Here is a 12,317-nt window from a genome sequence, read left to right on the forward strand (position 1 = left end):
TGGAAGCAGGTTGCTGTCGAAAATCAGTCTGTCGCGTTCAAATACCCCATATAGCGAATGATGCGGGATCACCTCGCCCGCCGCCCCCACGCAGCTGCCTGCCTGACGATTTCAGAAAATGCTGCTCTGGCTTCACCAGGAAAGAGGCAGCTTTGCGCAGGCACTGGTCGCGCGTTTCGCCATGCTGGCACCAGATGCCGGCACAGAAGGGCGGCTAATTCACCTGAGCCTGCCAGGCAGCGCTGAGCGCGATGAAAAGCAAAAGGGCGCATCCGGAGATGCGCCCTTTCTTCTGTGATCCGGGCTCAGAAACCAAGGCCGGCATATTTGTTTTTGAACTTCGACACGCGGCCGCCGGTATCCATCAGCTTGGCCGACTGGCCGGTCCAGGCCGGATGCGCCAGCGGGTCGATGTCGAGCGACATGGTGTCGCCCTCTTTGCCCCAGGTCGAACGGGTCTGATAGGTCGAGCCGTCGGTCATTTTCACTTCGATGAAGTGATATTCGGGGTGAATGCCCTCTTTCATCTCGGCTCTCCTTATTCCGATTTGGCTTTATAGGTGCTGTCTTCGGCGATACGGGCCGATTTGCCGCGGCGCGCGCGCAGGTAATACAGCTTGGCGCGACGGACTTTACCGCGGCGGACCACATCGATCGAATCGATATTGGTCGAGTAAAGCGGGAACACACGTTCCACACCTTCGCCGAAGGAAATCTTGCGGACGGTGAACGAGGCCGCGAGGGTCGCGCCGCCTTTGCGGGCGATGCAGACGCCTTCATAGGCCTGCACGCGCGAACGGGTGCCTTCGGTCACTTTATAGCCGACGCGAATGGTATCGCCGGCCTTGAAATCAGGGATCTTTTTATCGAGGGCGGCAATCTGCTCCGCCTCGATCTGAGCGATCAGGTTCATCGCATTTCTCCATATGCCTGCGGTTTTCGTCCGCAGAGGTGATCCTGGCCGAGAGCTCCTGGTCTTCTTTCGGGTCCCTGCATCGCGCGTAACGCGACCGGCCCGCCGGAGATCGGTTCGGTTTACTTTGCTTTTCAGCGTACCGCGCCCTGCCTGCCCCCGCCGAAGAAGACGGTTCGATCAGACATAAGGAATCGGGTCCGACAGGCTTTCACCCCGGACCCGCTGGCTATAGGGCCGGACACTGGTCCGGTCAAGCGTCTCACAGAGAGAAGACCGTTTCCCGGCATCCTGCCGGGAATGCCTCCGGCGGGGATATTTAGAGACAGATGAAAACCCTTCTCCGCATTTCATCTGTCTTTAAATATCCCGGGGGTGAGCGCGGCACGCGCGAGGGGGCTGGCCCCCTTACCGCCCCTTCCGCGCGCGAAACGCATCCCAGAGATCGGGCCGCCGCGCCGCAGTGATTTCCTCAGATTGCGCCTGACGCCATTTGGCGATTTCACGGTGATTGCCCGACATCAGAACCGGCGGGATGACCCGGCCTTCCCACTCTGCCGGTCTGGTATATTGCGGATGTTCCAACAGACCGTCGGAGAAACTCTCCTCCACGGCCGATTCTGCATTGCCCAGCACGCCGGGCAGAAGCCGCAGTGTCGCATCCAGCACCGCCTGGGCCGCAATCTCGCCCCCGGTCATTACGAAATCGCCGAGGCTGACCTCCTCGATCTGCCAATGGTCCAGCAGACGCTGATCGACCCCTTCGAAGCGGCCACAAAGCAGCGTCATCCCCTCACCCGCTGCAAACCTGCGCGCCATTGACTGATCGAACGGCCGGCCTCGCGGCGAGAGGTAGATCAGCGGCCAGGTGGCACGGCTGGCGCGCACGCCATCCATCGCTGCAGACAGCGCACGATGCGTCACATCCGCCCGCAGCACCATCCCCGCGCCACCTCCCGCCGGTGTATCATCGACATTGCGATGCCTGCCTTCGCCAAACTGGCGCAGATCAAAGGTTTGCAGTCGCCAGCGCCCCATCTCCAGCGCTTTGCCGGTCAGCGAGAGACCGAGCGTGCCGGGGAAGGCGTCGGGGAACAGGGTGACGATCCGGGTTTCAAACGCCCCGTGCAGGATACGCGGCTCCTGCATCAGATCACGCGGCTTCAGGGAAGCGCTGATCTTCAGTTTGCCATGGCTGCGGTCGGGGGCAGCCCCGTTCCCCGGACCCTCGGGCCCTCCGCCAGTCGCTTGCTGTTTACCGGGTTCTTCGCTCATGGCCCCGCTCTAGCGCGAAACCTGTCGTCACGAAAGGGTCCTGGGTGAAATCACCAGGGCGGAGCGGCGTTCCGATCCGCCCGCCGCAACTGAGGCAGGGCCTCGCGTCAGGGGCCCCGCGTTTCAGGCCTGCCGGGCACCGGCAACCGTCTGCACAAAGCCAGGGGTGACCGGTCGCGCGGCGGCGGGCCTGCTCCGCGCCGTTTCGCTTGCCTGACCCGATGACTGCGCTGGCGCTCCGGCCGCTGCCAGTGCCGCCGCAAGGTCACGCAAAGCGCGCGCCGCAGCGCTGCCTTCGCAGCCCCCGGCGAGATCCCGGACTACGCCTGCCGGTGGAAAGTAAGGGGCCATCGCCGGGATCCTGTGCAAAAGCGCCCGGCCACGCAACGACAGGAGCGACAGAAGTTCCTCCGAGCATCCGGCCGCGGCAAAGATCATCCGCATCTCACCCGGCACCGTATAATCCGCATCCGGGAAAGGCTCTGTCGCTTTCACGATGACCGCCGTTCTGAGGGCCAGATGCTGGTTCGCGGGGCCGTCATTCAGTGCCGCCGTAAGTGCTGCAAGCCGCGACCAGATATCACCGGTATCGAGGAAATGTTCGAGCTGTTCCAGCATGACCCCGACCTCGGTTTCGCCATCCTCGGCCAGGGCAAACAGGTCAGAGAGCGCAGCCTCGGCCGAAGCCGGAACCGGGCGCGGTGGCCCGGCATCTGCCTCATCGGTCCAGAGCAGCTGATCGATGGTTTTGCCAGTCACCAGTGCCAGTTCTGGCCCCCAAGCCAACCGCAGCAGCGGCAGTGCCACAAGCGACAGCGCCACGGGCAGCAAAGGGTTGAACAGCGGCACAAAGCCAAGCACGCCACCGATGCCGCGCCCGACCCCGAACAGTAAGGCCACGAAAAGGGTCTGCGAACACAGGAGCGTCAGCGCCGCCAGCCCCGCCCCGAGGGTCAGCCACTCGCCAAAGCGTTGCGGCCATTTATGCGGTCGGAGCATCACCAGACAGAGCATGAAGAAGGCCACGAAGGGCGGCAGATAGGCCGCCCCGAGACCGGCCAGTCCGGCCAGCAGCGGCCCCATGTAAAGGAGAACAGTTGTCGCCTGTATCAGCCGCTTCCGATCCGTCACGACGCGTCCCTTTCGCCGATGCGGATTGCGATCCGCCCTGTTGCCATCACGACCCTGCCGCTGATGAGGCATGAGCCGGCCCTGCAGATCACGACCCGCAGCGGACGATTTCAACGAGAGAGACCAGCCAAGGCAAAAACAAGGCCGCACCGTGGCGGGCCCTGGAAAATCCGGGAGGTTTGAGAAAAGCTTCTGCCGGAGACGGTAACAACAGAGGCGCACTGACCGCCGTGTTTCCGGAACCACGGCAGAAGCTGTGGCAGGTCAGAAACTGCCTAAACGCCTGTGGCGCTGGCATGGTTCACAAAAGACAGGAGACAAAAGGCGGGGCCTGATGGCCGGCACATTCTGCCGCGCATAACAGACCTGCTGGCAGGCAGTCAGATCCGGCGTCAGTCCAGACCTTCCGGCAGATCGACGATCAGCACTCCGCGTGCAAGATCAACCGTCGGCACGGTTGCCTGTGTGAAGGGGAGAAGCAGCGGCGCGGCTTTTTCGGCGAGCCGGATCTCGATCAGATCCCCCGCCCCGTGATTATGGACCGCGATCACCGTCCCGAGACTCGCGCCGCCGGTGTCTTTCACCGCAAGCCCGATCAGATCGGTGTGATAGAATTCATCATCCGGCAGGCCAGGCAGACGGTCACGCGCGACATAAAGCTCGGTCCCGCGCAGGGCATCGGCCTCTTCCTTGGTCGAGATACCAGACAGCCGCGCCCCGATGGCCCCTGCGACCGGCCTGGTCAGGGTGACTGCAAAGCTGCGATTGCCGTCTTTGGTGAAAAGCGGGCCATAGGAGGCGATATCGGTCGGCTCAGCACAAAAGCTTTTCAGCCGCACCTCGCCCCGGACCCCCCAGGCACCCGCGATGGAACCGACACAAATCCGGTCGTCAGACATAGCCCGCTCCAGTCCTGGAACGGATGGCCCCGGTGAAAGGGCCATCCGTAGTATGATCACGCTTCGGCAGCAGCCGGAGCTTCCGAACGGGCGGCTTTCTTGGCAGCGCGCTCGGCCATTGCTTTGCCCGGGACAGCCGATTTCGGGTTCGAACGGACGGCTTTCTCTTTCAGGCCAGCCGATTCCAGGAAGCGGGCCACGCGGTCGGTCGCCTGGGCGCCCTGGCTCAGCCAGTACTGGATGCGCTCGACATTCAGCACGACGCGGGCTTCGTTGTCTTTTGCCAGCAGCGGGTTATAGGTGCCCAGCTTTTCGATGAAACGGCCGTCGCGCGGCATGCGCGAATCGGTCGCAACGATTGCGTAGAACGGGCGCTTTTTCGAGCCGCCACGGGCGAGACGGATTTTCATAGACATGGGTATCTCCTTCAGATGTCTGTTTCGCGGGGGTCAAACCCGCTTATTTTTGCAGTTTCTCGTGATGCCTGATGACTTCGGATATGATGAAGGTCAGGAATTTCTTGGCGAATTCCGGGTCGAGACGGGCCTCATCGGCCAGCTTTTCCAGACGTTCGATCTGACGCGCCTCGCGGGCGGGGTCGGATGGGGGAAGGTCATGCGCGGCCTTCAGCCGGCCAACCGATTGCGTATGCTTGAACCTTTCGGCCAGCGTATAGACGAGAATCGCGTCCAGCCGGTCAATCGACTCGCGATGTTCTTTCAGCAGCTCAGCGGCGCGGGCGACGGGATCACTCATCTTGTTTCTCCGGTTGCGGCGCGCGCGGGTGCCGCCAGATCGTCATCGGCTTGCCAAAAATCTCGTCATCCCGCTCGGGAGCCGCACCGAGGCGGCGGGCCAGGGCCATCGAGCGGTGATTGTCGCGCGCGATCATGCTGATCGCCGTGTTCCAGCCAAGCGCGCCGAAAGCGTGGTCACGAATGGCGAAGGCTGCTTCGCTGGCATAGCCATAACCCTCATGCGCCGGATCCCAGAGATTCCAGGCCAGTTCCGGCTCGGGCCAGGCGGGCGGGTTCAGATGGCCGGCAAGGCCGATCGCCTCACCGGTTTCCGTAAGCGTCACGGCAAACAGCCCATAGCCGCGCAGGACCCAATGGCCGATCACGGTCGCGAATGTCTGGAACGCACCCGAAGCCGTGGCCGGGCCGCCGGTGAATACCGCACGGGGGCTTGCCATATAGGCGATGAAGCCCGGCAGATCGCGCTCTTCGGGCGCACGAAGCGTCAGGCGCAGGGTATTCAGCACGGGCGCACCGGAAAGCAGGATCATGCGGTCGCCTCCGCCGTCAGCGGGAAATGCCAGATGCTCGCATCAGCGATATGCGGCGAGGGCTGGTCGGTGGGCGTGCCGCCGATCTTGCGGGCAATCGCCATTGAAGCGTGGTTGTCGCGGTGGATCGAGGTCACCGCCCTGGTGAAACGCGGATCCGCGACCATCCAGGTCTGCACCAGCCGTGCGGCCTCTGAGGCGATGCCCTGCCCTTCGGCCTCGGCGCTCCAGAGCGACCAGGTCAGATCGACCGGCGTGGCGGGGTCGAAATGCAGCGGCCCGGCATGGCCAAGCGCCGCCCCGCTGGCGCGATCGGTGATGGTGAACCGGCCATAGCCGCGCAGATGCCACTGCCCGATCATACCGGCGAATTTTTCGAACGCCTGAGCGGCGGTCTTCGCGCCACCGACAAACCGCGCCCGCGCCGAAGTCGCGAAGGCGACAAAGCGGGCCACATCACCGGCTTCGGGCGCGCGCAGCGCCAGGCGGTCCGAGGTGAGGATCGGAAAGCTCATGCTGCCACCCTCAGATCATGGCGGATCACGACATCACCCGGGTCGATCCCCGGCAATGTCGCATCAATCACGCCGCCGATCCGCAGCCCGAGCGCGATGGAGCGCTGATTGCCCGGATCGATGATATTGGTGATGAAAGGCCAGTCGGTGGCCCCTGCCAGCCAGTCCAGCACTGCCCGCGCGGCCCGGGCCGCAACGCCCCGGCCTTCGGCCTTCGGCACCACGAACCAGCCAAGCTCCGGCGCCGGATATTCGGCAGGGTGATAGATCCCGACCTCGCCCAGATAGGCGCCGCTGTCCCGGTCTTCGACCGTGAAGGGGCCATAGCCCATCAGCGGCCATTGCCCGACCTCAGACGCCCAGAGACGCCAGGCCGCGTTACGCGACAAAGGCCCGCCCTCCCAGACCGAACGGTCCGAGGCATAGAAAGCCGCGCGATATTCAAAATCCGACAATTTCGGCATGCGCAGCCGCAAATCGCCTGTCTCCAGAACAGGCGCTTGCAGATTTGCAACATTTGCCGAAAGAGCGGTCATTTCTTGCGCATCATCCCCGAAAGCCCGGCCGGCAGGGTCACGCCGCGCGGCATCCCCGGGATCGAGCCGCCGCCCAGCCCCGGCAGGCCACCCATGCCGCCCGCGCCCTGCTGCACACCTTTTGCCAGTTCGGCCAGTTGCTCGGGCGACATTTTCGACGGGTCCGGCATGCCACCGCCCTTGCCAAGGAATTGCTTGATCATGTTTTTCATCATGCCCCCCTTGCCCATCTTCTTCATCATATCGGCCATCTGCTTATGCTGTTTCAGCAGACGGTTCAGGTCCTGCACCTCAAGCCCGGCGCCCGATGCGATCCGCTTCTTGCGGCTCGCCTGGAGCATATCGGGATTGGCGCGTTCCTTTTTGGTCATCGAATTGATCAGCGCGATCTGACGCTTCAGCATGGAATCGTTCAGCCCGGCCTCGGCCGCCGCCGCCTGGTGCTTGCCCATCCCGGGCAGCATCCCCATCAGCCCCTGCATGCCGCCCATCTTCAGCATCTGATCAAGCTGCATCTTCAGGTCGTTCATATTGAACATACCCTTGGAGAAGCGCCTCGCCATCCGCTCCGCCTGTTCGGCTTCAAAGGTCTCCTGCGCGCGTTCCACCAGGGCGACAATATCGCCCATGCCAAGGATACGGCCCGCGACACGCTCGGCGTCGAAGGTCTCGATGGCATCCATCTTCTCGCCAAGGCCGACGAAACGGATCGGCTTGCCGGTCACGGCGCGCATCGAAAGTGCTGCGCCGCCGCGCCCGTCGCCATCCATCCGGGTCAGAACAACGCCCGAGATCCCGACCTTGCCGTCAAACTCGGTCGCAACATTGACCGCGTCCTGTCCGGTCAGGCCGTCAACCACCAGCAGCACTTCGCGCGGTTGCGCGATGTCGCGGACCGACTGGACCTCATCCATCAAGACTTCGTCGATATGCAGGCGGCCTGCGGTATCGAGGAAGAGCACATCATAGCCGCCAAGGCTCGCCTGGGTCTTCGCGCGTTTCGCGATCTGAACCGCGCTCTCGCCCTTGACGATTGGCAGGCTGTCGACGCCGATCTGAGTGCCGAGAATTGCCAGCTGTTCCATTGCGGCCGGGCGCTGCGTGTCCAGAGACGCCAGCAGCACGCGCTTGCCATTGCGGTCTTTCAGCCGTTTCGCCAGTTTCGCGGTGGTCGTGGTTTTACCCGAACCCTGCAGACCCACCATCAGGATGGTTGCGGGCGAATTGTCGATCTTCAGCGCATCCGCCGGCCCATCGCCCTGGAGCGTCCGTACCAGTTCGTCATGCACGAATTTGACGACCATCTGGCCGGGGGTAATCGACTTGGTGACCGCCGATCCTGTCGCCTTTTCCTGCACCCGCTTGATGAAGTCGCGGGCAACCGGCAGCGAGACATCCGCCTCAAGCAGCGCGATCCGCACCTCGCGCATCGCCGAGATGACATCGCCCTCAGTCAGCGCGCCCTGTTTCGTCAGGCGATCAAAGACGCCGCCAAGGCGTTCTGAAAGGCTCTCAAACATGCGCGGCTCCTCGCGTGACAGATTTTCCCCGATATGGGGCGGCGACCGGGATGGGACAAAGCGGTTTCGCACCCGTGGGCGCAAACGCGCTGACGGATGGCGATCCCGGGCAATGCCCAAGGGACCGGAAGCTCTTGCCTCCGGGGAATTACCCCCGCGATTAAGCAAAGCGGGGGCGAGAGTCAAGTACAGGCGGGTTGCGCTGCCGTCAGTCGCCCGCTGCGGTCAGCTCAGCAAGCTCGTCAGACGAGAGGCTGAGATCGGCCGCACGGGCGAAACTTGCCACCTGATCAACCGAGGTGGCCGAGGCAATCGGCGCGGTGATGCCGGGCTGCGCCATGACCCAGGCCAGCGCCACTTCGGCCGGTTTCGCGTTATGGGCAGATGCCACATCATCCAGCGCCTCAAGGATCCGCAGCCCCTTTGCGTCAAGATATTTCTCGACCGCATCACCCCGCGCCGATTTGTCGAGATCGGCTTTCGAGCGGTACTTGCCCGACAGGAACCCGGAGGCGAGACTGAAATAGGTCACGACCCCAATGCCTTCGGCCAGGCAAAGATTGCGCAGCGGGCCTTCGAATTCGCCCCGGTCATAGAGATTATATTCCGGCTGGATCACCTGATAGCGCGGCAGCGAACTGCCCGCCGCCTTCAGCGCCGCGCCCAGCAAGGCCGCATCGTAATTCGAGGCGCCGATGGCTTTGATCTTGCCCCCCTTCAGCAGCCTGTCATAGGCGCCAAGCGTATCTTCATGACGCGCCTCTGCATCGGGCCAATGCGAGAAATAGAGATCGATGCTCTCGACCCCGAGCCGCCTGAGCGAGTTTTCGGCCGCCTCGGCGATCCAGCCCGAAGAAAGCCCTTTCTGCCCCGGCTGCCCCAGATCGGAGCCCACCTTGGTAAAGATCTTCACCCGCTGCCGCATCCCGGGCCGTGCTTTCAGCCAGGCGCCGATGATCGTCTCTGATTCGCCACCCTTATTGCCTGGCTTCCACGAGGAATAGACATCCGCCGTGTCGATGGCGTCAAAGCCATGATCGACAAAGGCATCGAGCACCCGGAAGGATTGCGCCTCGTCGATGGTCCAGCCAAAGACATTGCCGCCAAAAACCAGCGGCATGAAGCTCAGCCCGCTTTTGCCTGCATCGCGCCGTTCCATGGCTCTCTCCGTCCTGGTCAGAAATCTGTGACGACCCTGCCCGCCGGCCCGCCCGCATGCAAGCCCCCGGCGGTCACGGATATGCCGTCAGGCCCCGATTTCGCGCGGCACGATGAAATCGACCGTGATACCCTGGCCAAAGCCGACCTCGCCCCAGCTGGCTGCGTCGAAATCAACCACAAGGGTGGCGCCGGTCGGATAGCGGGTGAATTGCGAGGAAATCGGCGTTTTCGACACCAGGCGATGGGCGAATTCGGCAATGCCGGGGTTATGTCCCAGCATCATGACACAGTCAGTCTGCGCCTTGCGCAGCACGGTCAGCATCACATCCGGACCCGCGTGATAAAGCGCCGGTTTCAGCTCCAGCTGCGGTCCTTCGGGCAGTTCTCTGGCAAGGCCCGACCAGGTCTCCCAGGTGCGCAGCGCGTCTGAACAGAGCACCTGCCCCGGAACATAGCCGCGCGAGGCAAGCCATTGTCCGAGATCCGTTGCCGCCACTTTGCCGCGATCATTGAGAGGGCGGTCGTGATCCGCCATGGTCGGTTCGTCCCAGCTGGATTTTGCGTGGCGGATCAGGATCAGGCGCTTCATGTGTGGAACTGTCTCATATGATAGGCTGAATGTTCCGCCAGTCTTGCATAGCGAGAGGACACCGGGCAAGCGCGTCGCGTGATGCAGCCGGAACTGAGACAATCGGCGCCGGCAGGCTGATCCAGAAAGGCGTGGCAGGCGGGAACGTCATAGCCCTGGCCCCCGAGCGCTCCGGCCGGGCAGGCTATCAGGCAAGGGGCGGGACAATCCTCGCAGGGCTTTACACCCGGGCTGAGTTCCAGCCGCTGTTTCAGCGCCAGCGCGCCGCGGAAACTGACCATCAGACCCTGGTCCTGATGGACAAGCAGCCGGACCGGACTGTCCCAAACCCGCCCCGACCGCAAGGCCCAGGCATAGAACGGATGCCAGGGAGGACCGCCGAAGGGAAACAGCGCTTTCGCGCCAATGGCACAGGCCAGGCGCCCGATCACCCGGCGCGACCAGCGATCCACCGGATCGGGCCGCCCGTCCCATTCCGGCTGTGCGGTGAGATGCGGCCAAAACCCCGGCTCCTTCGGCCCGAGGAGCAACAGCGTCTTTGTCCCTTTGGGAAACCCCGCTTCCTGCGGATCAGGGCTGAACCCTCCGAGCAGCGTCAGGAAATGCGGCGCGAGCAGCGCTTCCAGATCCTCAGGATTGTTCAGCGGCGCCACTGCCATGCCGGACCTCTCGCAGGCGGGGCCAGCCCCCGCCCCCCGGGGTATTTATGTCAGGAAGAAACTGGCTTCCTCCTGACTTAAATACGCCCGCCGGAAGCTTCCGCACTTTGCCAGAAGCGACCGCTCAGCCGCGTTTCACGCGCGGTTTCACCCGGGGTTCGGTCGAGCGGATCTGGCTGCCTGCCCCGTGATCGGTAAAGAGTTCCAGGAGCGCCGCATTCGGAATGCGGCCATCGAGGATGGTCACCGCCCGCACCCCTTCTTCGATCGCCTTCAGCGCGGTCTCGGTTTTCGGGATCATGCCGCCTGCGATCACGCCGTCGCTGGTCAGCTGGCGGATCTCTTGCGGGGAAAGCGAGGTCATGACCTCGCCATCCGCCCCTTTCACCCCGGCCACATCGGTCAGAAGAAGCAGCCGGTCGGCCTGCAGCGCGCCGGCAATTGCACCGGCCGCGGTGTCGCCATTCACATTGAAGGTCTCATTGTCATTCATGCCGGTCGCCACCGGCGCCACAACGGGGATGATCCCGGCGAGGTAAAGGTCGCGCAGCACCTGAACATTCATCTCGACCGGGCGGCCGACAAAGCCCAGTTCAGGATCATCGGCCTCGCAGACCATAAGATCGTCATCCTTGCCGGAAATCCCGACCGCGCGCCCGCCTGCATCCATGATCGCCTGCACGATGCGCTTGTTCACAAGGCCCGAGAGGATCATCTCGACCACCTCGACCGTCGCCTTGTCGGTCACCCGTTTGCCGCGCACGAATTCCGATTTGATGCCCAGTTTCGACAGCATCTCATTGATCATCGGCCCGCCGCCATGCACCACGACCGGATGCAGGCCGACCTGCTTCATCAACACGATATCGCGCGCGAATTCGGCCATCGCCCCGTCATCGCCCATCGCATTGCCGCCGAATTTCACGACGACCACCGCATCCTCATATCGCTGCAGATAGGGCAGTGCTTCCGAGAGCATTTTCGCGGTGTTCTGGGCGTCTTGCATGGTCAGGGTCTGCTGCTTCATGATGGCCTCCGGGTTGCCTTTGCCCCATAGGACTTTCACGCCCCCTTGCCAAGCACCGCACAGCCGGCCCGGATGGTTTTGCGCAGGGATCCGGGCGCGGTTTTGACTCAGGGTTCCGCAAAGGCTATGCCCTCCGGCATTGATAAGGTGATTTAAGCGAGCGAAGTCTTGAGTGCAGAAGACAAATCCCGCGCAGCAAAGGCGCCCCGCAAACTGAGCGAGGCGAATATCAACCGTCGCGAAGAGATCCTCGACGCGACCGAGCGGGTGCTGCGCCGGGACGGATATTCCGGCCTTACCGCCCGCAAGGTTGCGGCTGAAGCCGGTTTCTCACTGGGGCATATTACATATAATTTCAGTGGGATGGACGAAGTCCTCTCGGAAACCTATCGCCGCCTTTCGGGGCGCCTGCGCGATAGCACCGCCAATGCCGGTTGCGCAGATGCGCCGCCTCTGGCCCGGCTTGCCGGATTTCTCGACGCGGCTTTCACACCTGAATTTCTTGACGCCGGTCACCTGCGGCTCCGGATTGATCTCTGGTCGGCTGCGCTGACATCCGGGGTGATTGCTGCGACCGAATCCGAACTTTACGGGCATTATCGCAGCGATCTTGAGGGGCTTTTGCTGGCGGTCGCAGGCGACGATCCCGCGCGCCGGGCGCAGGTGCCTTTGCTGACCGACACGCTGATGGCCACGCTGGACGGGCTCTGGCTGGACTGGATGCGCCGGCGTGATGATGCAGGGATCCGCCACGGGCTTAAGGGGTGTATGGCGCTGGTCCACGCGCTTTTGCCCTGATCCGGA

Annotated in this window: 17 protein-coding genes; 2 read left to right on the forward strand and 15 right to left on the reverse strand. The window is 63.2% G+C overall.

Going from position 1 to position 12,317, the window contains the following annotated elements:
• Window positions 1-118: 118 nt before the first annotated feature.
• Window positions 119-298 (forward strand): hypothetical protein, encoded by a 180-nt coding sequence (locus BLW25_RS11460; RefSeq protein ID WP_092899138.1) that lies wholly within the window; start codon window positions 119-121, stop codon window positions 296-298.
• A 7-nt stretch (window positions 299-305) separates the two neighbouring features.
• Here BLW25_RS11460 and rpmE read toward each other — a convergent pair whose 3' ends face one another.
• The 15 genes from rpmE to argB form a co-directional block, all read right to left on the reverse strand.
• Window positions 306-527 carry a 50S ribosomal protein L31 gene (gene rpmE, locus BLW25_RS11465; RefSeq protein ID WP_092899140.1) on the reverse strand — a complete coding sequence of 74 codons (222 nt, stop codon included), beginning with the start codon at window positions 525-527 and terminating at the stop codon, window positions 306-308.
• A gap of 11 nt (window positions 528-538) precedes the next feature.
• On the reverse strand, window positions 539-913 hold the full coding sequence (gene rplS, locus BLW25_RS11470; protein ID WP_092899142.1) for a 50S ribosomal protein L19: 375 nt from the start codon (window positions 911-913) through the stop codon (window positions 539-541).
• Window positions 914-1,321: 408 nt separating this feature from the next.
• On the reverse strand, window positions 1,322-2,188 hold the full coding sequence (gene trmD, locus BLW25_RS11475) for a tRNA (guanosine(37)-N1)-methyltransferase TrmD (RefSeq protein WP_092899144.1): 867 nt from the start codon (window positions 2,186-2,188) through the stop codon (window positions 1,322-1,324).
• Between the two features lie 123 nt (window positions 2,189-2,311).
• Window positions 2,312-3,319 carry a hypothetical protein gene (locus BLW25_RS11480; RefSeq protein ID WP_143040499.1) on the reverse strand — a complete coding sequence of 336 codons (1,008 nt, stop codon included), beginning with the start codon at window positions 3,317-3,319 and terminating at the stop codon, window positions 2,312-2,314.
• 392 nt (window positions 3,320-3,711) lie between these two features.
• Window positions 3,712-4,218: a ribosome maturation factor RimM gene (gene rimM, locus BLW25_RS11485; protein WP_092899148.1), complete on the reverse strand. Its 507-nt coding sequence runs from the start codon at window positions 4,216-4,218 to the stop codon at window positions 3,712-3,714.
• A 56-nt stretch (window positions 4,219-4,274) separates the two neighbouring features.
• On the reverse strand, window positions 4,275-4,634 hold the full coding sequence (gene rpsP / locus BLW25_RS11490) for a 30S ribosomal protein S16 (RefSeq protein WP_092899150.1): 360 nt from the start codon (window positions 4,632-4,634) through the stop codon (window positions 4,275-4,277).
• 43 nt (window positions 4,635-4,677) lie between these two features.
• The gene (locus BLW25_RS11495; RefSeq protein ID WP_092899152.1) at window positions 4,678-4,974 is read right to left on the reverse strand and encodes a chorismate mutase; all 297 of its coding nucleotides are present in this window, start codon (window positions 4,972-4,974) and stop codon (window positions 4,678-4,680) included.
• The gene (locus BLW25_RS11500) at window positions 4,967-5,506 is read right to left on the reverse strand and encodes a GNAT family N-acetyltransferase (RefSeq protein ID WP_092899154.1); all 540 of its coding nucleotides are present in this window, start codon (window positions 5,504-5,506) and stop codon (window positions 4,967-4,969) included. Before BLW25_RS11500 ends, BLW25_RS11495 begins: the two co-directional genes overlap by 8 nt.
• A complete protein-coding gene (locus BLW25_RS11505; RefSeq protein ID WP_092899156.1) occupies window positions 5,503-6,021 on the reverse strand; it encodes a GNAT family N-acetyltransferase in 519 nt (172 codons plus the stop codon). The genes BLW25_RS11500 and BLW25_RS11505 overlap by 4 nt, the downstream gene beginning before the upstream one ends.
• On the reverse strand, window positions 6,018-6,557 hold the full coding sequence (locus BLW25_RS11510; RefSeq protein WP_253188388.1) for a GNAT family N-acetyltransferase: 540 nt from the start codon (window positions 6,555-6,557) through the stop codon (window positions 6,018-6,020). Before BLW25_RS11510 ends, BLW25_RS11505 begins: the two co-directional genes overlap by 4 nt.
• Entirely contained in the window at window positions 6,554-8,077 is a 1,524-nt protein-coding gene (gene ffh / locus BLW25_RS11515; protein WP_092899158.1) for a signal recognition particle protein, read from the reverse strand. The genes BLW25_RS11510 and ffh overlap by 4 nt, the downstream gene beginning before the upstream one ends.
• A 208-nt stretch (window positions 8,078-8,285) precedes the next feature.
• A complete protein-coding gene (locus BLW25_RS11520; protein ID WP_092899160.1) occupies window positions 8,286-9,236 on the reverse strand; it encodes an aldo/keto reductase in 951 nt (316 codons plus the stop codon).
• 87 nt (window positions 9,237-9,323) lie between these two features.
• Window positions 9,324-9,827 carry a SixA phosphatase family protein gene (locus BLW25_RS11525; RefSeq protein WP_092899162.1) on the reverse strand — a complete coding sequence of 168 codons (504 nt, stop codon included), beginning with the start codon at window positions 9,825-9,827 and terminating at the stop codon, window positions 9,324-9,326.
• Complete coding sequence (locus BLW25_RS11530) at window positions 9,824-10,486, reverse strand: ferredoxin (RefSeq protein ID WP_092899164.1); 663 nt, start codon at window positions 10,484-10,486, stop codon at window positions 9,824-9,826. The genes BLW25_RS11525 and BLW25_RS11530 overlap by 4 nt, the downstream gene beginning before the upstream one ends.
• Window positions 10,487-10,610: 124 nt before the next feature.
• Window positions 10,611-11,492: an acetylglutamate kinase gene (argB, locus tag BLW25_RS11535; RefSeq protein ID WP_092901958.1), complete on the reverse strand. Its 882-nt coding sequence runs from the start codon at window positions 11,490-11,492 to the stop codon at window positions 10,611-10,613.
• Between the two features lie 189 nt (window positions 11,493-11,681).
• On the opposite strand from argB, the gene BLW25_RS11540 reads away from it, so the two are divergent.
• Window positions 11,682-12,311, forward strand: a complete 630-nt coding sequence (locus BLW25_RS11540; RefSeq protein ID WP_092899166.1) for a TetR/AcrR family transcriptional regulator — start codon at window positions 11,682-11,684, stop codon at window positions 12,309-12,311.
• Window positions 12,312-12,317 lie beyond the last annotated feature (6 nt).

The sequence above is a fragment of the Rhodobacter sp. 24-YEA-8 genome (assembly GCF_900105075.1).
Taxonomy (GTDB): Bacteria; Pseudomonadota; Alphaproteobacteria; order Rhodobacterales; family Rhodobacteraceae; genus Pseudogemmobacter.

Excerpts from the sequence above, each read along its gene's own strand:
- BLW25_RS11460 (WP_092899138.1), top strand. The coding sequence starts at position 119 with ATGCTGCTCTGGCTTCACCAGGAAAGAGGCAGCTTTGCGCAGGCACTG.
- rpmE (WP_092899140.1), bottom strand. The coding sequence starts at position 527 with ATGAAAGAGGGCATTCACCCCGAATATCACTTCATCGAAGTGAAAATG.
- rplS (WP_092899142.1), bottom strand. The coding sequence starts at position 913 with ATGAACCTGATCGCTCAGATCGAGGCGGAGCAGATTGCCGCCCTCGAT.
- trmD (WP_092899144.1), bottom strand. The coding sequence starts at position 2,188 with ATGAGCGAAGAACCCGGTAAACAGCAAGCGACTGGCGGAGGGCCCGAG.
- rimM (WP_092899148.1), bottom strand. The coding sequence starts at position 4,218 with ATGTCTGACGACCGGATTTGTGTCGGTTCCATCGCGGGTGCCTGGGGG.
- rpsP (WP_092899150.1), bottom strand. The coding sequence starts at position 4,634 with ATGTCTATGAAAATCCGTCTCGCCCGTGGCGGCTCGAAAAAGCGCCCG.
- BLW25_RS11495 (WP_092899152.1), bottom strand. The coding sequence starts at position 4,974 with ATGAGTGATCCCGTCGCCCGCGCCGCTGAGCTGCTGAAAGAACATCGC.
- BLW25_RS11500 (WP_092899154.1), bottom strand. The coding sequence starts at position 5,506 with ATGATCCTGCTTTCCGGTGCGCCCGTGCTGAATACCCTGCGCCTGACG.
- BLW25_RS11505 (WP_092899156.1), bottom strand. The coding sequence starts at position 6,021 with ATGAGCTTTCCGATCCTCACCTCGGACCGCCTGGCGCTGCGCGCGCCC.
- BLW25_RS11510 (WP_253188388.1), bottom strand. The coding sequence starts at position 6,557 with ATGACCGCTCTTTCGGCAAATGTTGCAAATCTGCAAGCGCCTGTTCTG.
- ffh (WP_092899158.1), bottom strand. The coding sequence starts at position 8,077 with ATGTTTGAGAGCCTTTCAGAACGCCTTGGCGGCGTCTTTGATCGCCTG.
- BLW25_RS11520 (WP_092899160.1), bottom strand. The coding sequence starts at position 9,236 with ATGGAACGGCGCGATGCAGGCAAAAGCGGGCTGAGCTTCATGCCGCTG.
- BLW25_RS11525 (WP_092899162.1), bottom strand. The coding sequence starts at position 9,827 with ATGAAGCGCCTGATCCTGATCCGCCACGCAAAATCCAGCTGGGACGAA.
- BLW25_RS11530 (WP_092899164.1), bottom strand. The coding sequence starts at position 10,486 with ATGGCAGTGGCGCCGCTGAACAATCCTGAGGATCTGGAAGCGCTGCTC.
- argB (WP_092901958.1), bottom strand. The coding sequence starts at position 11,492 with ATGCAAGACGCCCAGAACACCGCGAAAATGCTCTCGGAAGCACTGCCC.